Here is a 21,699-nt window from a genome sequence, read left to right on the forward strand (position 1 = left end):
AGAGACGAAAACCATCCTGCAGAATGCAGCTACTAATGCTCGATCTTTTCGATGGTCATCTTAACTTCACGACCGGTCGGCCCTTCGGCGACGACGGTATCGCCCTTTTTGTGGCCGATAAGCGCAGACCCCACGGGCGATTCGTTGCTGATACGCCCTTCACGTACATTCGATTCAGCAGCACCGACGATGTTGAACACGCGCTGCGATCCACCAATGGCAACGGTCACGGTAGAGCCAATGCCCACCTTTGAAGAACGTTTAGGTGCCGCAACAACCGTAGCCTCAGACAGGATGCGATTGATTTCAGCGATACGTGCTTCGAGCAAGCCCTGCTCATTCTTCGCGTCATCATATTCGGAGTTTTCAGAAATATCGCCGAATTCACGTGCCACTTTAATGCGCGCACCTACCTCAGCACGCTTTTCAGTTTCCAGATAATGAAGCTCTTCTTCAAGCTTCTGTTTTCCTTCTTCAGTAAGAATATATGATTGATCAGCCATGTTATGTCCTTTGCTCTATTCGGCAAGCCAAGCAATGGAAACGCGGCACGCGCAAAACGCACATGCCGCGCATGCCTCTGCTAGGCAGTGTTACTCAGCCTTTTTTGAACTCTTCGCGTCAACCTTCTTCGAAGTGCTCTTCTTTTCGTCAGATGTTTTCTCGTCGGAATCGTCAGTATCAGTGGTTTCCTCGACATCTTTCGAGCCGCCACCCATGCCGTCACGCAGATTCTTTACCGTCTTGCCAAGCGCACTACCAATCTTGGGAAGGTTTTTCGGCCCAAAGATGAGCAGGACAACCACCAAAATAATAACGAGCTCAGGAATGCCGATACCACCGAATTTCATGTCTCCTCCTTGAAACACCGCGGGATATAATCCCGCGAAGAGTCCCGATCACGCGCAGTGGGCGCCTTTTCGGAAGAAAGGGATGCACCCTTATTTGAGAGTGCACCCCCTATAGGTTCATGGTCGGGATGACTGGATTTGAACCAGCGACCTCTGCGTCCCGAACGCAGCGCTCTACCAAGCTGAGCCACATCCCGTAATACCGCCATAAGTCTGCGGCGCAGCTATATTATCACAAGCCACAGAAAAGAAAAGAACTGAGAGCGCCGCTTGATAACTCAAAAATACCCAGCAAAAACTGCATAAATAGCGCTACCGGCTGAATACGTCAGAGGCATGTAACCGCTCAGCAAAGGTACTTTCCGCAAGATATGGAAACGTCAAAGCACCTTTAAGCACGGACGATCTTGCCACCACTACGCACGGCCGTCTTCCTGACGGTTGCACCCGTATAAGGAGCCTCAATCATCTGACCACCGCCGACATAAATAGCCACATGGCCGGGATACCAGACGATATCGCCCGGAGACGGATTACTTACTGCTGCCTTACCTGCATAGTCACTCGACGTGCAAATACGTGCATGGCGACCAGTCAAGCAGTAACTAACCAAACCAGAGCAATCATATCCGGCAGGACCAACAGCACCCCATACATAGGGAGCGCCGATGCAAGCATAGGCACGGCTGACTATATCGCTGCCGCCTTCCCAGCTGCCACTGCTCGAAGAAGAATTGCTGCTGGAGTTCGAATTTGAACTTGAGTTATTACGTGTGCTTGAGTTGGAACTCGAATTGCTGCGTGTGCTTGAGTTGGAACCCGAAGATGAATTAGAGTTGCTATTCGATGACGAACTACTCTCAGACGGTGCTGAGGCAGCTGACGCAGCAACCACCTGCTCGGCCTGTGCAGCGGCAGCCGCTTCTTCAGCAGCACGACGCTGTTCAATAAGCTCTTGCACTTCAGAGGACAGGCTATTGTATGTGGCCTGATACTGCGCCACTGTCGCTTCAGCTTCGGCTTGAACAGATGCAGCTTCTTCGGCTTTCTTTGCAGCTGTTTGTTCCTGTATGGCGTACTCGGCCTTAGCGTTTTCCAACGTTGTCCGCTGCGTCTTCAAATCAGATACCAATTTGGCATCGTCTTCGCTCATTTCATTGAGCAAATCGAGACCGGTGGCAAAATCCTCAAACGTTGAAGCGCCTGCAAGCACGTCCAAGAAGGTACTCGACCCCGTGCGATACATACGTCGCACGCGAGACGAAAGCTTGACCTGGTTGCCCGAAATCACTTCATTCGTTTCATCGATCTGCGTCTGAGCATCATCCATAGCCTGCTGGGCTTCTTGCTGTTCGTTTAGAGCCTGCGTATAGTTATCAGACGCTTCATTGAGTGCTGTCTGCATCGCATTGAGCGAGGAAAGCGCAGCATCTGCTTCTGCTTGCTTGTCTGAAACCTCATCAGCAAAAACCAGTGAAGGATGCGTCAGAGCTAATGCGCCTGTTGCTGCAGCGCCTGCAATAAATGCGCGCCGTGGAAGAACAAAGGTGTTTTCTTTCATGCTGTTACTACCGCCTTAATTCGGTTTCGTATGCGTGAATGTACACATACTTATGGTAAACCGAGACCCTTACACCTAGGGAAAGCTACATGCTTCCCTCGTATCTTATTCAAAACCCCTGGTCGTACTTTACGCGTAGCGAACAATTTTGCTACCACGCAAGGCTGATACCTTCACTGGTATGCCAAACGTCGGCGCCTCGATCATTTGATTGTTGCCAATATAGATAGCGCAGTGGTGCGACGAACATGCGACGATATCGCCCGGCTGAGGATTCGATACCGCTGGCCACGAATAGAAGGTACTCGCAGTACCAATACGCTCGTGGCGTCCAGTCACACAATAACTAACCAAGCCAGAACAGTCATAGCCCGACGGACCAACAGCACCCCATACATAGGGCAGACCCAAGCAAGACTGAGCCCGGGCGACAATGGCATTGCCGTCTGTCGGTGCCGAGGGAACATAGCGATTTGTCGTTGCACTGTCCCTCTGACGTTGCTGCTCTTCACGAGCAGCCTGTTCACGTTGGCGCTGGGCTTCGGCTTCCGCCTGGGCTTCGCGTACCTTTTCTTCTGCTTCACGCTTCTGTTCAAGCAGTTGCTGCACTTCAGAAGACAGACTGTCGTACGTCGCCTGATACTGAGACACCGTTGCTTCAGCCTGGCGCTTTACTTCTTCAGCTTCTTCAGCCTTCTGCTGCGCAACCTTTTCCTGCGCGGCGTACTCGTCGCGCGCAGCAGTCAGCTGCACACGGGTGTTCTTCAGGTCGGATACCAACTTGGCATCGTCTTCGCTCATGTCATTCAACAGATCGAGACCGGTCGCAAAGTCTTCAAACGACGTTGCGCCCGTGAGCACGTCCAAAAAGGTGCCCGAACCAGTGCGATACATACTGCGCACGCGTGTAGACAAACGCTTTTGCATCTGTGTGATGTTTGCTGTGGCTTCATCCACCTGACGCTGCGCTTCATCCATCGCTTGTTGAGCAGCATTCTGTTCGTCGAGCGCTTCTTGATACTTATCAGATGCCTCATCAAGCGAATCCTGCATCGCATTCAAGGATGAAAGAGCTGCCTCTGCCTGTGCCTGCTTATCGGAAAGAGCCGAAGCCGCACTGTCCGCTTGCGACTGAGCATCGGACACCGGATCGGCAAAGGCCGACGGCATCAAAGTCGCAACGCCTGCCATAGCGCTTGCGGCAATGAAGGTACGTCGGGGGAATGAGGTGTGTTTGCTGTTCATGTATTCCCGCCTCTACGGTCATTACGGCTTTCGAGTAAACTAAATTTTATGGGCGGACTGCCCAAAAATCAAATTACACGAGTTGAGACGGCTATAAGGCAGCATATATTAGGCAAATAACTGAACGAAATGATGCGTCAAAGCGCACAATAGCCTACGATTTTATAGCAGCAGACCCCATATCTTGGGTATTGATGCAGTTTTGACCATCGCGTGAATTTCCCGTCGCCGTTCTGTCGAGAGAAAGTATGGAGCCTCGCTGCTTTCTTTTTTAATCTCCTTCTTTTCCTTCCTTTCAATTCCCTTCTCAATTCAACTGCTTTTTTCGCTCTATTCTTCTCTGCTCCGCATCTTTGTCCTACCCTTTCCCTTTATAAGAAAGCACTAAACACACCATGCAGTATTCCTATGAAACACAATGAGGCAGCTTTATAAAGTTCTGTGGAAGTAATTGAGCAAGAGCGCATTGCAGATAGCTCTAAGCTCTATGAAAAACGGGCAGGACAGCCAAACACTGAGGCTGCGCAGACTGAATTGACCGGTAACTGATGCGCCATAAGATAACCGTACATTACTGACGCTGAGCGCGCGTAGCTCACCGTATGACAACAAGCTTCCTACGCGGCACTCTAGCGCCAGTCGAAGCGCTATACTAATAGTGTCAGCTGGACGAACGAGGCACATATATTCCCTCAATTGGCATTGAGCAATTGAGGGTGGGCATGCCCTTCCAGCTGGAAATACCCCCAAGACCCTAAGAGGTGGTTTGCATGGAAATCTCCGTCACCGGCCGCAAGATGCCCGTTACCGACGCCCTTAAATCGTACGCCGAAGAGAAAATCGGAAACTCCATGAAGGTCATGGATATCGATCCTCTCATCGCTGAAGTAATCCTACACGTCGAGCAGAATCGGGCTATCGCACGTCCTGCCATCTGCGAGGTGACCATGACAGCAAAGGGTCATATCATCCGCGTGGAAGAACACGAAGAAGACATGTACGCTGCTATCGACGTGGCTGCTGCAAAGGTTCTGCGCCAACTGCGTAAATTTAAGACCCGTGTTGTCGAGCGCAATACGCGCACTGACGCTGCCAGCATACGCTCTGCCAAATCGGCCAAACTCGATCTGGATGCTCTTATGGAAGAGCTTTCTGACGACGAAGTTGTCCGCGAGAAGAGCATTGATCTTCAACCGCTCACTGAAGAGGAAGCACTCGTTGAAATCGACCTCTTGGGCCATGACTTCTTTGCGTATACCGATCGCGATACCAATGAATTCCGTATCTTATATCGTCGTCGCAACGGAGGATATGGCCTCCTAAAAGCAGGCGAATAGACAGATAGTTCACCCCTATCGTTTCCCCTCTCTTGGCCGAGATACAGCTGGAGAGGGGAATTTTTGCTCTTCAAGACGAGCTTGTCGTGAAGTTTTAGTCTTAAACCTGTAAGCCCTTTGAGCCACATTTAATTTCTCGTTCGGGGTCCCCGTATTGACTCAATCTTATCTGATTGTTTTAAGCTTATTTGTTGTCGTCATCGACACGGTGATGGGTCACCGAACGATTCCCAAAGTGCCAATAGGGTTTGGCATACAGATTGTCGAGCAGACCGGCACATGACGCTACTAGGGCAACAACAAGAAAATATGGCGCACCAGCAAATCCAAATAGTTCCATACCCATGACAGCTGCACCAGCCGGACTTCGCGCACCGGCCGCCAGTGCTGCCACCGCACCGAGCGCTGCGGTGAAACTCAGGGGAAAGCCGACCACCTGCGCAAGGGAACATCCAGCAAGTGCTCCCACACAGAACAGCGGAGTAATGGCTCCCCCTTTAAACCCCACACCGAGACACCACACGGTGAAAACGAGCTTGAGCATAAACAGACCAAGTGGGATTTCCTCACCCGATGTGGCCAGTGCAATACCATCAAGACCCGATCCGCTGACCGCATCAGTCCCACACGTCAACACGAATACACAGGCACCAAGCGAACCCACAACCATGCGCACATAGGTGTTTGACAAAAACCTATCGCAGACAGTGCCAATTCCTTTCAGCAAGGTGACAAATATAAACCCCACAACAGCGCACACCACAGCGGTAGCCACGCAACACACAAGCGCGTTGGATAAAGCGGGAAGGGAAAGCTGCACCGGGGCCACGCGCCCCGCACCAAAAAAATTTGTAATAGCCGAAGCAATCAGTGCTGATATCGGCACACAAAGTAGCCGTGCATCGCGATATTCGCTGCGTTTCATACGAACAATTTCGAAGGCAAACAAAATGCCGCCCAGCGGTACAAATAAGAGTGCCGAAACCATGCTCGCCATACCTGCGAGGATAAGTACGCGTTGTGCACCCGCTTCTTTGTGCACGAGTGGAGCTAAGGCACTCGCGATCCCACCGCCTGCTTGCATACCCGCAGCATCGCGCCCAACTGATGCACCACTTATTAAGGCAAGTGGCACGCACGTTAGCAATGCCGGAAAGAGCTTCCAGGTTACTGGTTTGTCAACACGCTGCGCATGAATAACAGCAGGAGCACCCGTGTCAAAAGGAATGCGAAAGCGTCGATATAGCCAGACAGAAAACACTGCCACAAAAGGAAGAAACACCAGTGTCCAGGGCTGCTGTTGGTGCAGTACTTCAGCACCAACCGTCAACCATCCAAGTGCTACCGCCGCAAGGCCGCAGGCAACACCAAGAACAATGCTTACCATTGCCCATCGCGCTACACGCCAATGGGCAGTCCCCTCAGACATCGTGCAGACCCTTATCTCGCAGCCCTCACCGCGCGATCTCGCTTACTTGCTTCTCTTATTTTAGTCGCTAAAGTTCTGTAAAAACAGACGCGTCCGTTCATGCTGTGGGTTACCAATAACCTGACGGGCCGAACCCTGCTCAACAATAACGCCGCCATCCATAAACACAATATGATCAGCTACATCGCGTGCAAACGCCATCTCGTGTGTCACGATAACCATTGTCATCTGTTCGTCGGCCAGGGTGCGAATAACCCGCAGAACTTCTTTGGTTAACTCAGGGTCAAGTGCACTTGTTGGCTCGTCGAAGAACAGCACCGCAGGATTACAGGCAAGAGCCCGCGCAATAGCCACTCGCTGCTGCTGTCCACCCGAAAGCTCGCACGGAACCATATCTTCTTTGCCCTCAAGCCCCATTTTTTGTAGAAGCTCTCGTGCCTTCTCTTCCGCTTCAGCACGCGGCACCTTCAGTACATTAATGGGTGCATCGATGATGTTTTTCATAACGGTGTAATGGGGAAACAAATTGAAATTCTGAAATACCAACCCGATACGAGCACGTGCACGACGTAAGGTTTCCTTATTAGCATACACAGCACGACCATTTTCGTCGTGCGTCACGGCAATATCCCCATAGCGCAATTCACCGGCATCAAGTGTCTCAAGTAGGGTGCAACAGCGCAAAAGCGTCGACTTGCCGCCGCCCGACGGACCAATAATCGTCAACACCTCACCTTCGTTCACTGAAAGCGAGATATCTTTAAGCACCGTAGCATCACCGAAATTCTTTCTCGCGTGAGAAAGCTGCATCAGCGTAGTATCCTGCACGTGTTCTTCCTTTCCGCGTCGTCTTGCGACTTCAAGCCTCGCAATTAACCGCTCTACAGCCGATTAATCGCGGCAGTAATCAAGCTGACTAACCGTCGTAGCTAATCGGCCCGACTAATCGTGATAGTAATCGAGTCGCTTTTCCGCACGACGCAGTATGAACTCAATAATAAGGCAGCACACCCAGTAAATGGCTGCTGCCACCAGGTACGGTGTCATACTTACCTGCGAGGCCGCAATTGCTTTGGCCTGCGTAAACATTTCCATGATGCCTAACACGAAAGCGAGCGATGTGTCCTTCACCAACGTGATAACTTCGTTGCCCATCGACGGCAAAATACGCTTGAACACCTGTGGCAGCACGATCCTCATGAATGTCTGCCCGCGCGTATAGCCCAGCACTTCGGCGGCCTCATACTGACCACGTGGAATCGATTGAATGCCGCTGCGGTAGATCTCTGCGAAATATGCTGCATAGTTAATAACAAAACCAATATCGCACGCCCAGAATTTCCAATCGCTACCCAACTGTAGGCCAAACAGGTAATAGGGCACAAACATAAGAGCCATCAGCTGAAGCATTAGCGGAGTACCACGCAATACTGATATATAGAAAGCTGCCAACCAAGCAAGAGGCTTAAAGCGGCTCATACGGCAAAGTGCCACCACCACACCTAATGGCAGAGCTCCTACCAGCGTGACGAAGAATATCTGGGCAGTCAGCGTAAGACCTGATCCCAGCAACCCCATCATTGTCGAAAAACTCACCGTGTCCCCTTTTCTATTTCCTGTTGCAGGACAGCCTTTTCATCTGCTTCACCTGCTTCATCGGCGACGTGCACGAACCGGTATCGCACGTCTCAGTGCAACACCGGTTCTTTCGTACAAAGTGTGAGGGTGCAACCATGCAAAGCCAACGAAGTAAACCCTTTCAGCTGCACCCGCGCTTCTTAAGTGCGCCCGTATTTCTTTACTTGAGTTCCCAATTATCGTATGACAGGCCGTACTGAGCGTACTTTTCGCACAGCTGCTTCACGGTTCCGTCAGCAGCCATTTCCTTTAGCGTCGCCGTTACCTTCTGAGCAAGCTCGCTGTTGCCCAGCTTGAAGCCCACCGCGTAATTTTCGGTCGAAAGCGCTTCGGAAAGCTGCATGTATTTACTAGGGTTCGCAGCAATTTGATACTGAGCAATAGACAGATCACACGCCACGGCGTCTACCGTACCAGCATCCAACTGGAGAAACGCATCGTTATAGTTACCAATTGTCTGTGGAGCGCCGCCGGTAAAGGTAGCAGCAAGATCCGCTTGTCCATCTTCAGCTGCTGGTGTTTCGAGCACATCAAGTGCGGCAGAATCAACCTGGGTCATAACTGTCTTGCCTGATAGGTCGGAAAGCTGACTGATGTTGCTGCCCGATTTAACCACAACGACCTGCTCGTTCAGCATGTAAGGGTCACTAAAGGTGTACTGCCCTTCGCGTCCTTCCATAGTGAAGCCATTCCAGATGCAATTAATAGCACCTTGCCCCAACAGCGCATCCTTGGCATCCCAGTCGATTGGTTCGGCCTTAAATTCCCAGCCATTGCGGTTGCAAACTTCCTTGGCGAGATCAAGATCGAAGCCCGTATACTGCCCGTCGTCACCCACAAAGCCGTACGGAGGATATGCCGGATCAAACCCAACAGTCAGTGTTTTGATATCGGCGGAATTGCTTGACTGGGCATCCCCGTTCTGGGTGCTGTTCTGACCACCCGAGCATCCCGCAAGCGCAAACGCAAGCACACAGACCATGCACGCACTGGCCACAAAAGCGAACAGTCCTTTCTTCTTCATCCTCTTGTTCATAACGTCCTCTTTCTCCCTTGCCGCCGTCGAACTGTCCCGTCGAACGATCGTTTTCCATCCTGTTGTCGTCTCGCTTTGTACTGCAGTGTGGGTGACGTGTACGTTTCACACCATATCCGCTTGTGTCACTTTAGCACGATAAAGCGATGGAGTGATTATAGCACGCAGTACCTTCCTTCGAAAAAAATTCAAAACTCAGTTAAAAGACCAGTTGAAAAGTACGCTTCCGCCCCCAGCTATCCAAGTTACAGCGAATAGCCGCGCTTAGATATCAGCTGATTAGATGAGGGCAGTAAGCTAAAATTGAGTATCCATCGGTTAGATAAAGGTAACCAGCTGAGCTTGATAAAGAATCCCAGCCTGTTGGGGTCAGTTCTGCAAAGTCTAGACCCTTGCCTACCGATTGCCAAAGAACCCCATGCCTGCTGGGGTTGGTTGCTTCGAAAGGGTAAAAAGACGCGGCTCAAAATCAAAGAGTTCTTCCGGAACCATGGCATGCTCGACTGTCAGGCAACCCCGAAAACACGATACTTGGCACAGATCACACTGCACACACTGAGAAGCGGTGAACTCGAGCAACAGGTCGGCTCCCGATTCCTTTGTGTCGTCATCATCGGCACGGCGCAGTGCACCCGTTGGACAAAATACTGGACACATACCGCACGCATTGCATTTCTGCTCGTCTATCTGCACGCGTCCCCACAACCGCGAAGGCTGTTTTTCTGCCTGAGGCACTTCACCAATGCGATCGAGTGCATCTAAAATCGCCTGATGACGAACGGGTTCGTACTGCGGCATACGTCCCGACCCTACCTGCAACATTTCGCGAAGCGTAGGTGTTTCTTTTTCGATATGAAGCGTTTTCAAGGCGGTTTTTACCGCTGCTTCTTTCGCTCCACTGCCAGCTTTGCTGAAAAACTCACGGCGCGCCTTACCATATACTCCTCGTTGCTGCGCGAGCAAACACGCTTGCGGAAACTCCGACGATCGGCGCACCCGAGCAGTGCTTCCCCACAGGTCAAGCAAGTTATTTGCCGATTCAACAACCTGGTCAGTCAACATTTGTGTATCGCGAAAACGACAGGTACGACAGATTCCATCAACCAGTACGATGTCATCTACCCCATGCGACGCTAACCCCACGATGAGGCTTTCATCGACACGACAGACGCAGGGCACCTCAGCAAACATTCGTGGGTCAGCTTCGCGCTTAGATGCTTTACGCGCGCAAGCAATAACCGCCTGCTTCCCGCCCAATGTTAATACCGCCTCGGCCGTCTGCTGCGCCAGATAATTATCAGGAGGATCAAGCGGGGCAAGCGCATTGGTAGGACACGCTGTTGTACAAGCTCCGCAAGAAACACAGCGCTCAAAGTCGATCAACAGATTGTTCTTTTCAATCGTTATTGTTTCATCAATAGGGCAGATAGCCACGCAACGGTCGCATTTTGAATTCCGATTACGAACCGGTGAACACCGCTGCGCCATAATGAGTACGGGACGTGGTCCAAGCTCCTGCGTTAGTTCGACAAAATCGTTGAGCGAGGGCATCTCAACGGCACTCCTCAATCTGGCTGTCTTGGTTGGTCTGTGAAAAACTACTTTGGTCTACCGCTGATTGAGAAGCTGCTCGCTGAGCATCTTCCTTCAATTGCGAAACTGCTTGCTGCGAGCTTTTCTTAACCGCGCACGATGGGCGATTGTGCTCAGCTGGCTGAAGGGCAGGTTTCCACAGGGTATCTTTCTCTGCCAACCGTTCTGCAAAATCCAAGTCGTCAGGTGTATTCACATTGATAAAGCAACGCCCGCCTGGCTCTGTTTCAAGTACTTTCGCCTGCGGAAATTCACAGAGCGATACAAAGGGAAAAATTGCCTGAGCGCGACTTTCCCCTTGTTTGAGGCGCACCTCAATTTGCGGCAGACAGCTGCTGCGACGATACAGCGCATGAAACGGCTCAAACCCATTTCTATTTACCGGCACCACGACATCAGCCCCGGTACGCTGCATTTCTTGCGATTCAGCAACGATAAGCCGTGGAGAGGCAAATACCATGTCACACGCAATAATGGCCACCTGTTCGTTATGCGCGGCAGAAAGCGCAGTGAGCATGCCAGGTAGAGCACCCCGATAATCAAGACGGTCGGTTTCAAGACGTAGCGATAACTGGGGATATTCCTGCTGAAGAAATGCGAGCTTTTTAGCTTCGTTGGTGGTAACAATAATCTCATCGGCTGCTGGTGCCACGCGTTCTATCAATCGCATGATAAGTGGACGTCCTTCAAAAGACACCAGCGCCTTGCTGTGACCCATGCGACGGCTTTCGCCCCCAGCCTGCAGCACGACTGAAATACGGGGGCGCGCATAGCGTTCACGCAGAAATGCGCAAAGACCGTCGACATCATTAAGGTTGAAGGCAGGAATACCATATATACCAGCAGCTTCATGGGCACTCGGTATGTCGGAAACCACCGCCACGGTGCTCGCCTGGGGGATTTTGCCAGCATCGACCGGTGCACCAGGGTCGGGTGCTGGCGTATGAGAAGCACGTGCCGCCTGTATAAAGTCGGTAGTCAATGGCTGCCCGCTTTGTGCAGCCTTCAGAAATATCTGCGCCACATTAGTATCCGCAGTATTGGCCGCACGCATTACTTCGATAGAAGGCAGACCACTTTTTCGGTAGCCTTCGACAATCACCAGATCATGACCGGGCATCGACTTAACCAGCTGGCTACATTCGGCTTCACCAGAAATAGTTTTAATACAGGCAACCTGACCAGGAGCCGATATAACCGTTTCGCTGGCTCCGGCAGCACGATGCCGATAGGAATCTTTTCCAGGGATATCGATATCGAAACCCACATGCCCATGGTGCTTTACGCTGCCAATATCCAAGCCATCCGCAACCAGACGCGCAATAACCGCCTCAACCAGTGTGGTCTTACCAGAATTATGACGCCCAACGACAGAAACTGCCGGACTGGGAATGATCGACGTATTGGAAATCACAGGTACCTCTTCTCGATAGCGCGATTATAGCGTACCGGTAAGAATCTGATTTCCTCTCGTGGTCTGAAAGCCTTATCCGCGCATTCCTAACGTTTCAAGAGCACGCCGAAGATCGATATCAACTGAAAGATGTTCAGGTGTCCACGGAACAACAACAGCGGGAGCAATGCCACGTCCACGCGTCGCCGCAATCGCTGAGTTCTCTGGCAGAGCGGCGACCCGAGGTGTTGCTGTATTATCCGACGTATCAGCTGTATCACTTGCATCGTTATTCGCACCGACTGCGCCGCCTGCCGCACTCTCGTATGCCCAGCGATATATCGCGGTTGGATACACAAGAACAAAGTCGTTGTCGAGTTCGCGAGAAAGCAAGCAGGTATGGTCGATAGAACCGCGTGTTATCCGACCCAACGTTGTCACTTGCGGACAAGAGCTGGCTGCTCGTATGAGCCATTCACCCGCATAAGCCGTTTCTCGCCCGCACACAATAACGCTTTTGCGCGGACGCTGCGTAAGCGGCACGGCTGCGATCTCACCATCGTCATCGCATATTGCTATCTTCATCGGCACCCCCTTGCTGCCGTGCGCCGCTCATTTAGATGAGAATTTTCTATCGGCAAATATTCACCATCACTGTTTTCTATAAGCGATCACACCTGTTCATACATAGCTTTCTATCAGCAGATATATCTAGTTCAGTGTACAGATGTGTCTGTTCTGCCTGCATGTCTATTCTACTTGCAAAAGCGAAAATCGTACCACGTGCTGACGACGTCACCTACAGCGCTTTTGACTCACGTTCGCCAAGATCGATAAGCTCCTGACGACTATGCACCTCTGCTTTGGCATATATACGCCGTATATGCGTGTCAACAGTGCTTTTTGAAACAGACAGCTCCTGAGCAATCCGGTCAGCAGTTCGACCGCGCATAGCAAACGGGAGAATCTCAGCTTCGCGTTTGGAAAGATGGTATCGCTGCGCTATGCGTAAACAAGCTATATCAAACGCGTCGCGACTAGTGGCTATCTCCGAGAGGTTCGAAAAATCGCGCTCGGTAAAAAGGAATACATACCCGATAAGTGCGAGTGCACCCGCAATCGCAACGACAACATACGGTGTCACCTGATCGGATTGACTTAGGTCGGCAAGGTTGGCAAGTAATACGCCCACAAACTCGCCCGCAAAAAGCGATGCAAAACCAACGGCAAACGATTCCACCGCGTCGCGTCCAGAAATGCGGGCAAGTACCAGAAAGAGCGAAATGAGCACTGTCTGCAATCCCAAATATCCCGCAAGAGCCACCGCCTCGCCTGGCAATGGCGATGCAGCATCTTGTAATACTGGCACTGCAATCACACCGACAAGCATCATAAAAATAGCCAGACGATAGGATTTATTTAATGAGGCTCCTTTTCCGAAGCCGTCAGAAGCAAGCAGTGAAAGTGCTCCAACAAGAAAAGCCCCGAACAGCAAAAACGACACCGAAGCATACGGGATAGCCATCGCTCCTGGGTTGGTGGCATATGTTTCCATAAAACCAGCCGCCGCCCCAAAGCAAATGGTGCCCACCATAACCTTGGCGGAAAGAATAGCGGTGTCACCCGTAGCCGACATTCCCACTGCACCGACAGCGGGCACCCCCACCACGCCAGTGGCAGATACCTTCCTTACACCAGTTCCAGCAGCAGATACCTTTGCCGCGCCAGCTGTACTAATAGAGAGCATTACCGCTGTACCTGTACCACCAGTGGCAGAATCCTCTACGCCAGCGAATGTTTCGCCTTTTGGTACCATCTGCGACGATACTGCTGTATTCGCCGCACCGTGCGACACATCAATAAGTGCAACACTTACAATCGGCAATAGACCCAAACCACATGAAACCACCAAAGAAGGTGCTAACGAACAGGCAAGACAAATAAGCGCCCCAACAAGAGAACCGACAAAGACTTCTGTTACTGATGAACGCAGAGTCCCCGCGCCAAGCACGCGACCCCATGCAGCCAAAATAAAGGCTGCTGACAGACCGAGCACTGCCCCTTCCACCGTTTGCCACCCAGAAAGAGCTTCGGAGGCAAACGCAAACGAGTGAAGCAGGGACGATGCCGCCATTGCTACGGCATATACAAACAACAATGGACGAAGCAGCAATACCTGCCGTGATTGTCGTGAGTGGGCACGCAGAATCAGAAATCCCACAACCATAAACGCTAACGTAAAAAGCAGATCGACGCGCTCAAAAGAGATGTCACCCAGTGATAACCCTTGGTTTTCCCCCAAATAGAAGAAGGAAAATATAAATGCCTGATTGCACGCAAAGCCCACGACCCGCTTCGACGATATTTCATTGTCGAAGAACCGTGGAGGCTTTGGTGCATTGATCGAAGGCATTTCCACCGCTTTCACTAAAGAAGAGCCTGTCCCATAGTACCAAACTCAACCATCTACGCCGCAGTGGGATACGTAACCTTGTCGCGCTATTCAGCGGGTTCCTTAGTCTTTGCGACCTTCTTTACCACTTTCTTCACGCGCTTCTTTGGTTCAGCGGCAGTGCTTCCCTCAGCTGTATCTTTTGCCTCAGTAGCATCGGTGTCGTCTTCGGAAGTTTCTTCGTCTGCATCGACAGCTTCTTCAACAACTGTCTCTTCTTCCTTCTTGCCGTCGCCGAGCCCATCGCGCAGACCCTTAATAGAACGACCTACTGCATTACCTAACTTGGGAAGGTTCTTTGGACCAAAAATGAGTAGCACCACGATAAGAATGAGAAGAAGCTCGGGAATACCGATTCCACCGAATTTCATTGTGTCTCCTTTGATTTCATTGCTTTTCTTTTACGGTTCTTAGGTGAGCCGTACTGGAACCCCCATCACACCATGCAAGCTGCATTTCATACAGACAGACAAGTGTTTTATAGAGGCTTCCGTACAACTTTTATCATAGTTTCGGTGTCATGTAAGAGTTTGAGCCTCGAGCAATTACTACCGAAACTGTCTTCGCATACTATGAACTTGAACTGCGATTTTTCCTATCATGCAGACTAATGAAATTTGCGATAAACCACAATTTTTTGTCATGCAAACACATGATTGGCGTCTTTATGCTGACAGCACCGCGCTACCAATGGTTATCTATGCCTGTGCGATTGCATCGTCAATGAGACTGCGCAAATCAGCAATTCCATCGCCCTTCAATGACGAAACGGGCAACACAACAACATCGCCTGCAGCCGCAAGCTGCTTGCAAAGAGTAGCTACTTGGGCGCGAACCTTGCTCTTGCTTGAAAGCTTGTCCGCTTTGGTAAAAGCAATCATGAAGGGTATCTCATGCGATTGGAGAAAGCCAATCATCTGCTTGTCGAGATCGCTTACCTCATGGCGGATATCTATAAGCGACACACAGAGAGCAAAGCGCCGATCTTGCTTAAAGTAGCCTTCGACAAGCGGACGCCACCGCCCCATTTCAGCCTTCGAAACCTTTGCGTAGCCGTATCCCGGCAGATCAACGAAATCAACCTCCCCCACATTGAAGAAGTTGATGTTCTGCGTACAGCCAGGTTTTTGCGACACCTTAACAAGGTCTTTACGGCTAAACACCTTATTCATCAAAGACGATTTACCCACATTTGACCGACCGACAAACGATATCTCTGGCCGTATCGATACAGGCACCTGATCGGCTTGAGCATACGAAGCCACAAATTTTGCCAAGTGGTAATTCATGTACATTATTCCCTTGCTTATTCCGCGCCGTTGCCCCGTAAGAAGCGCTCCCACCACGCACGAGAAGCAACGCCGATGGACGCCAACATATCGAGCAGCCCTTCTTGGCTTTCGGCCGACATCGCCGCAAACTCCGAACGCATCATCTGCTGGAAGCGTGCAGGATCCGACTGCAACGTAGCAAATGCCTGCTGCATTTCAGCCAAAGCTGATTGATCAATTCCATCTAAATCAACCATTCCTGAAAGAGAAGAGAAATCAAAGGAAGTTGATTTATCAAATTGAAAAGGAAGCGAAGCAGAGCCGAAAGAGGCTGTGCCTCTCTGGTTTGTTTCGTTTGCGTCCGGACGAGGAAAGTCTAACCGGTAAAATGCTTCAAGCATTTCATCAAAACCAGGCGGTACCTTTGACCCGCCCTGTGATGATTGGGAATACACGCCTTCCTTGAACACCACGTTCAATGTCCATTTGAAATCCGCATCTAAATCGTACTGTTCATCCCAGCCAAATACGCCAGCAGCACTCAAGTCGTCTTTGAGTTGCTGTGCACTTGCTTGCGGTAGTGTGCGAGTGAAATGGGTACCGTTAGCGCTTGATCCTGTCTCAACATTCAGCTTATACATGCCCGACCCGTCTTCCTTCATGCGGAACACCGACCGACCTCCCGGCTGCTTAAACATCATGAAGGTCAAGCTATGAAACGGAGGGTTGTGACGACTTTGCGCTACCATTTGATCTGCCGTTTTATCTATCATTTGATTGGCTGCCATGTCTGAAGTTTGATCTGTTGTCTTGTCTAAAGAAGGCTGTTCGCTCACTCTGACACGCTTCCATAAGAGGTCTTAATAGTTGACCTCTTTAGTATACCGTCAGATAGGTGCGACAACGATTCGTGTTGCCAGTCGGTAACGGGTGCTTTGCCATCTTTAGAATAATTTGGTAACAAACAAGTTAACTGACCTGCGCTATCTATCAAGAGGATTTAGGAACAGATCGTGCCTGCAGGCTCGTACAGCTCCTCCGTTTCAGTCTGGTAGGGTAACGCCATAAAGGAAAAGGCGCTACAGCCGAAACCGCAACGCCTTTTCTTACTTATGAAAGGTCGAACCCTTTCACGCACCAGTCTTACACAGTAGCCGTGAAACTCTACTTATGCACCTGAGAGGTGTTGAACTCGTCCGCAATAACCTTATCGCCCTCTGCCTTGGTCAACCAACCATCAGGAAGGTTTACATCCTCATGGCAGCCAGTGCACTGTTGTACAGAAGCACGATGCCCCTTGTGGCAGTCGGTGCAATCCATGCGGATATCCTCATGGTGTTGTGAGTGTGGATTGAAATCCATCCATACTGTTGATGCCTCAAGCTTGTCATAGTTGACATCGCCGTTTTCATCACGCAGGTAAGAATGACAGTTCTCGTTCACGCAGAATTTATTAGCCGGTTCTCCCCACCAATGGGTAAGATCGTCACCAACACGTTCATCCAGCGGATCATAGTAGTTACCGGATACAAACCCGACAGCCTCACTTACCTGTTCCCCAATAATGGGATGATGACAGGTCATGCACCGAAAATCGCTTTTACCAGTTGTCTCATTGGTGCGATGAAGAGTCGCCATCATTGCGTTGGTATTGCTCACTGGGTTGCCGTATTTGTCATGACCCGGCTGATCGCCTGGTTCGCTATAGGTATCCAAATACTGATCCATATTGTGGCAAATAGCTGCACAGAATCCTGGTGTTTCGTGCCATTCCCAAAACCCAACACCAGCGAGCGCTATCACAACGGCGATAACGCCGATGACAATACCCTTCTTACGCTTCTTTAGTGAAGGACTGCTGGCCGCGTCCGTATCAGCCTTGGCAGCTTGCATATCTGCTTCAGGGGCGTCCACGGCCTGTTTGTCCGTATTTTTCATCTCGTCGCTCATACGGCACACTCCTTAGTTGCCGTAGCCGTACTTTTCAGCCTCGGGCAGGCCGTAATCCTGCGTCTGAGGCAGCGATTCGGGGAAGTCCAGGGTCTTCGCCTTGTCGTTTGCAGGATCGTACTCGCTCACAAAGCCTTCAGCAGAAGATTCCATACCGAGCAGCTGATCGCCTTCATCGAGAAGCTTTTCGGCTTGGTCAAGTACGTGCATAAAGCGATCGCGATTATGTGCGCCCTTACTGTTCTCGGCAAAAGCAGAGTTCCAGTAGTAAGCGGCAGCACGCTGGATGTACTGTAAACGTTCTAGGTCGGAATCGGCTACGGTGCCAGCTGCTAGAGCCTTCTCAAAGTTCTGAACATAGCAGGCGGTACGCTGGCCAACCTGATGGGTGCGTCCCCAAACTTCTTCCTGCGTCTGCTTTACTTCAGCCTTGAGATCTTTGTGGCAGTTGCTGCAATCGTTCTTGATGAGTTCATCATTGTCGAGCGGGCTACCCCAATAATGGCTTGTATAGGCGTTGCCGTCGGCATCGGTTTCTACCTTCATGTGGCAGTCGGCGCAGTCATAGCCAAGCTTAGTCATATGGTTGCCTTCGCCGCCATAGTTGTACTCATACTCTGAGTGACGAACAGCAAGCATCTTTGCCCCGGTGGACTCATAGGTCCAGTCGACAAAGTTGTGGTTGTCATACCATTCGATCGCGTTGTCAGGTGTCATCTCGCTGATGCTATCATAGGGGCTTGTCGGCTCGCCCGTTACAGCATCCATTGAATAGTCGCAATGGCACTGACCGCATACCTCGCCAGACACCGAACGCTTATCGGCATCAGGGCCCATTGCGCGAATCCAATCGGCGCGCAGTGGTTTAAGCTGGGTAGGATCATCGTTTACGTGGCAGTTCGCACAGCTAATACCTTCAGCATCAGCTAAGCTGCTGCCACCTTCTTTATACGTCTCAGCAGTAGCAAACATGTTGCGCTGCCATGCCTCGTTACCCATTTCTGCAGCTTCAAAATGCAGATTGGGTGTCTTGCAAGCCAAGCACTGAGCTTTCGTCTTATCACTGACACGACCATTATTCATAACGGTATACATGGCATAGGTATGACCACCAGGCTCCATAAAGAACTTGGCATAGCCATAGCCCTTGCCCAGCGTAACCATTTCAGGATACAGCTCGTCTTTACTTGCTTTGCCCTCGGGCCACGTATTCTCGTCGTTCGACAAGAACGTACTGTACTGATTCGGATACTGATCAGCCCAAGAATGAGCTTCAATCACACCGAATGAATTAGCTTCAGGCACATAGCTTGGTGCTTCAGCCTTCGGTGTGGGAATACCCGGATTCTGCTTGGGCGCGCAGGCGTATAACGCCAGAGCTGCAATGGCGATGGCGGCAACACAAAGCCACACCAAAGCACGTTTCGGTATTCTGCGAGTCATAATGACTCCCTCCTCACACGTCATAAATCCCTAGCATCTTTGTACAGGAAATGGACACAAAGGGTAAGAGGGTTTTCCCCTATTTGAAATAAATAAGCTATCAGGGGAAATATTTTTCTGTGTGCTTTTGCCTTAGTAAACTGGTCTTTTATTAAATATGTTGGAATTATGAATCAAATATGAACCAATACTATTTGCTACATCGCTTGATGTAGCAAATAGATATAACCGTTCACGGGTAAAAACTGACCGTTCACAGCAGTATAACCTGCTTATTGCAGATATATCTCTTTGCTCTTGAATCTTTACTCTCCTATTTACACTTTCATCCCTTCCCTTAGATCTCTCTATCTTTTGATGTCTATCACCCAGCACTGACGTATCTTTACGCAGCAAAACAAAGGAATGAAGAAGAAAAGTACCTTTTGGTCAGCACTCAGTACACTTTCATGCTCGCCTCTTGAACAGGTATTGCATACAGTAAAAGCAAACCGGAAGACGGTAGGCGCTGGGGAGAGCGTCTTCGTTTTGAGCTCAATGCCATCCGGAAAAATCGATCGCCCGTCACACGCGGGCAAAGCGACTATAGGAGGGAATCATGGAACATGATGAAGTACAGCGACATCTGAGTCGAAGAACCTTCGTCAAAGGAGCTGTTAGCTTAGGAGCCTTAAGTGGCCTCGCTGGCATGGGGCTTACTGCTTGTGCTTCGCCATCATCTAACAAAGCGGGCGGCGCTTGGAAAGCCGGCAACTACAGTGCCAATGTGACCGGGCATAATGCCCCATTCACCGTTAATGTAACGTTCTCTGATAACGCCATTACAGCTATCGATACCGCAGGCAATCAGGAATCGCTTGGCGTGGGAGCTTCAGCAATTGACGAACTAACCGGACAGATGATGGAATATCAGACAACGAATGTCGATGCGGTTACGGGTGCAACCTTATCAAGTATGAGCTTCCAGCAGGGTGTTGAGGACTGCGCAAAACAAGCAGGTGCCGCTTCTGATCTTGCCCGCGCAGAACGGCCTGAAGAAAAGGTTGACGACACCTATGCGGCAGATGTCTGCGTAATCGGTGGTGGTGGCGCTGGTTTAACAGCAGCGATATCAGCAGCCCAGGCAGGGGCAACCGTTGTCGTTTTGGAAAAATGCGGCATTACCGGCGGATCAACCAACGTATCGGAAGGCGCGCTCAATGCCGTTGACCCCGAGCGTCAAGAAAAGCAGGGCATTGAAGACTCTATTCAAAAATTCTACGACACAACTTATGAAGGTGGTCACGAGCAGGGAACGCCCGAGCTTATTGCTTACCTCACGGAAAATGCGCTCGATTCGGTGCATTGGCTTGAATCACTGGGGGTTGAATTCAAGGAGAAGGTAGGCTCCGCCACCGGGTCGCTCGGCGAACGCAGCCATTACCCAGCAACACCTTCGGGCAACACCTATATTCGCTCATTCCAGAAATACTTGGCCGATCATCCTGACCAGATCACGCTCCTGCACGAAATGCAGGCAAAGCAGATTTTGATGGAGGATGGCGCGGTTATTGGTGTGACAGCACTCCATCGCGGCCAGAAAAGCATCACGGTGAATGCACGGACGGTTATTGTTGCAACCGGCGGCTTTGGCGCTAATGTCGAATATCGCCAACAGGTAAACACTGGCGTCTGGTCCGATGTGGTGCTCGACAGCACTATCGGATGCACCAACATCAAACCCTGCGCCCAGGGCGAAGGACTCAAACTGGCAGAAGATGCTGGCGCTCAGCTTGTGGGGCTCCCTGATATTCAGCTGCACCCCTGCGGCACGCCAGGGACAGGCCTTATGCAAGATATTCGCACTTCAGGCCGTAACCGCATTTTTGTTAACACCAGCGGAGCACGTTTTGTCAACGAAGGGGCCGAACGCGACACTCTTTGCAAAGCTATTTTTGCTCAGCCCGATTCAACGTATTGGATTGTTGTAAATAAGGTTCGGTACCCCTCTGAAACTGAGCCCGATGCAAACGGTGCGACGATTGAGAATATGTTGGCTCTGGGGCATATCGTAAAAGGCGAAACGGTAGAGGACTTGGCAAGTCAGACCAAAATGGACGCTGCAACACTGCAGGCTTCAATTGACGGCTACAACGCCGTAGTTGCTGGGCAGACGGAAGACGAATTTGGGTTTAAAGCGAACAATACGGCTGATCAGCAGCTGACTGAAGGCCCTTGGTACGCCTGCCGTAAGGTACCCACCGTGCATCACACCATGGGCGGCATCCGCATTGATACCGACGCTCACGCGCTCGATGAATACGGATTGCCCGTCAAAGGGCTCTACGCTTGTGGTGAATGCACAGGAGGCATTCATGGAAGTAACCGTCTTGGCGGAAATGCGATTGCAGACTGCGTTACCTTTGGGCGCAGTGCTGGCACCCACGCTGCTGCCGAATCCCAGGCGTAAATAAGGTTTACAGAAGTAGCCAAAAACCTCAGACGAATCAAAACCGCGCAC

The 21,699-nt window shown here is 50.9% G+C and carries 19 protein-coding genes and 1 tRNA gene; 2 read left to right on the forward strand and 18 right to left on the reverse strand.

Annotation, left to right across the window (positions count from 1 at the left end; genetic code table 11):
- Positions 1-32 precede the first annotated feature (32 nt).
- The 5 genes from greA to CCUR_RS06600 form a co-directional block, all read right to left on the reverse strand.
- A complete protein-coding gene (gene greA, locus CCUR_RS06580; RefSeq protein ID WP_015778865.1) occupies positions 33-503 on the reverse strand; it encodes a transcription elongation factor GreA in 471 nt (156 codons plus the stop codon).
- Positions 504-593: 90 nt separating this feature from the next.
- Entirely contained in the window at positions 594-851 is a 258-nt protein-coding gene (locus tag CCUR_RS06585) for a Sec-independent protein translocase subunit TatA/TatB (protein WP_015778866.1), read from the reverse strand.
- Between the two features lie 120 nt (positions 852-971).
- Positions 972-1,048 (reverse strand) — tRNA-Pro (locus tag CCUR_RS06590).
- Between the two features lie 194 nt (positions 1,049-1,242).
- A complete protein-coding gene (locus tag CCUR_RS06595) occupies positions 1,243-2,412 on the reverse strand; it encodes a coiled-coil domain-containing protein (protein WP_015778867.1) in 1,170 nt (389 codons plus the stop codon).
- A gap of 129 nt (positions 2,413-2,541) precedes the next feature.
- Entirely contained in the window at positions 2,542-3,657 is a 1,116-nt protein-coding gene (locus tag CCUR_RS06600; protein ID WP_015778868.1) for a coiled-coil domain-containing protein, read from the reverse strand.
- A 770-nt stretch (positions 3,658-4,427) separates the two neighbouring features.
- Here CCUR_RS06600 and hpf point away from each other — a divergent pair.
- A complete protein-coding gene (gene hpf / locus CCUR_RS06605; RefSeq protein WP_015778869.1) occupies positions 4,428-4,994 on the forward strand; it encodes a ribosome hibernation-promoting factor, HPF/YfiA family in 567 nt (188 codons plus the stop codon).
- Positions 4,995-5,178: 184 nt separating this feature from the next.
- Here hpf and CCUR_RS06610 read toward each other — a convergent pair whose 3' ends face one another.
- The 13 genes from CCUR_RS06610 to CCUR_RS06670 form a co-directional block, all read right to left on the reverse strand.
- A complete protein-coding gene (locus tag CCUR_RS06610) occupies positions 5,179-6,423 on the reverse strand; it encodes a chloride channel protein (protein ID WP_015778870.1) in 1,245 nt (414 codons plus the stop codon).
- Positions 6,424-6,483: 60 nt separating this feature from the next.
- A complete protein-coding gene (locus CCUR_RS06615; protein WP_041225696.1) occupies positions 6,484-7,233 on the reverse strand; it encodes an amino acid ABC transporter ATP-binding protein in 750 nt (249 codons plus the stop codon).
- 132 nt (positions 7,234-7,365) lie between these two features.
- Positions 7,366-8,019 (reverse strand): amino acid ABC transporter permease, encoded by a 654-nt coding sequence (locus CCUR_RS06620; protein ID WP_041225301.1) that lies wholly within the window; start codon positions 8,017-8,019, stop codon positions 7,366-7,368.
- Between the two features lie 202 nt (positions 8,020-8,221).
- The gene (locus CCUR_RS06625; protein WP_015778873.1) at positions 8,222-9,097 is read right to left on the reverse strand and encodes a transporter substrate-binding domain-containing protein; all 876 of its coding nucleotides are present in this window, start codon (positions 9,095-9,097) and stop codon (positions 8,222-8,224) included.
- A gap of 396 nt (positions 9,098-9,493) precedes the next feature.
- The gene (locus tag CCUR_RS06630; RefSeq protein WP_015778874.1) at positions 9,494-10,648 is read right to left on the reverse strand and encodes a 4Fe-4S binding protein; all 1,155 of its coding nucleotides are present in this window, start codon (positions 10,646-10,648) and stop codon (positions 9,494-9,496) included.
- Between the two features lies 1 nt (position 10,649).
- Positions 10,650-12,104 (reverse strand): molybdopterin-guanine dinucleotide biosynthesis protein B, encoded by a 1,455-nt coding sequence (gene mobB / locus CCUR_RS06635; protein WP_015778875.1) that lies wholly within the window; start codon positions 12,102-12,104, stop codon positions 10,650-10,652.
- A gap of 72 nt (positions 12,105-12,176) precedes the next feature.
- Positions 12,177-12,668: a hypothetical protein gene (locus CCUR_RS06640; protein WP_041225303.1), complete on the reverse strand. Its 492-nt coding sequence runs from the start codon at positions 12,666-12,668 to the stop codon at positions 12,177-12,179.
- A gap of 214 nt (positions 12,669-12,882) precedes the next feature.
- Complete coding sequence (locus CCUR_RS06645) at positions 12,883-14,496, reverse strand: helix-turn-helix transcriptional regulator (protein ID WP_015778876.1); 1,614 nt, start codon at positions 14,494-14,496, stop codon at positions 12,883-12,885.
- Between the two features lie 86 nt (positions 14,497-14,582).
- Entirely contained in the window at positions 14,583-14,906 is a 324-nt protein-coding gene (locus CCUR_RS06650) for a twin-arginine translocase TatA/TatE family subunit (RefSeq protein ID WP_015778877.1), read from the reverse strand.
- 327 nt (positions 14,907-15,233) lie between these two features.
- Entirely contained in the window at positions 15,234-15,824 is a 591-nt protein-coding gene (yihA, locus tag CCUR_RS06655) for a ribosome biogenesis GTP-binding protein YihA/YsxC (protein WP_015778878.1), read from the reverse strand.
- A gap of 17 nt (positions 15,825-15,841) precedes the next feature.
- Complete coding sequence (locus tag CCUR_RS06660) at positions 15,842-16,642, reverse strand: hypothetical protein (RefSeq protein ID WP_015778879.1); 801 nt, start codon at positions 16,640-16,642, stop codon at positions 15,842-15,844.
- Between the two features lie 328 nt (positions 16,643-16,970).
- Entirely contained in the window at positions 16,971-17,756 is a 786-nt protein-coding gene (locus tag CCUR_RS06665; RefSeq protein WP_015778880.1) for a cytochrome c3 family protein, read from the reverse strand.
- A 12-nt stretch (positions 17,757-17,768) separates the two neighbouring features.
- Positions 17,769-19,199 (reverse strand): ammonia-forming cytochrome c nitrite reductase subunit c552, encoded by a 1,431-nt coding sequence (locus tag CCUR_RS06670; protein ID WP_015778881.1) that lies wholly within the window; start codon positions 19,197-19,199, stop codon positions 17,769-17,771.
- Between the two features lie 598 nt (positions 19,200-19,797).
- Here CCUR_RS06670 and CCUR_RS06675 point away from each other — a divergent pair.
- Complete coding sequence (locus CCUR_RS06675) at positions 19,798-21,648, forward strand: flavocytochrome c (RefSeq protein ID WP_015778882.1); 1,851 nt, start codon at positions 19,798-19,800, stop codon at positions 21,646-21,648.
- Positions 21,649-21,699: the final 51 nt, after the last annotated feature.

The organism is Cryptobacterium curtum DSM 15641, from assembly GCF_000023845.1.
GTDB classification, from domain to species: Bacteria; Actinomycetota; Coriobacteriia; order Coriobacteriales; family Eggerthellaceae; genus Cryptobacterium; species Cryptobacterium curtum.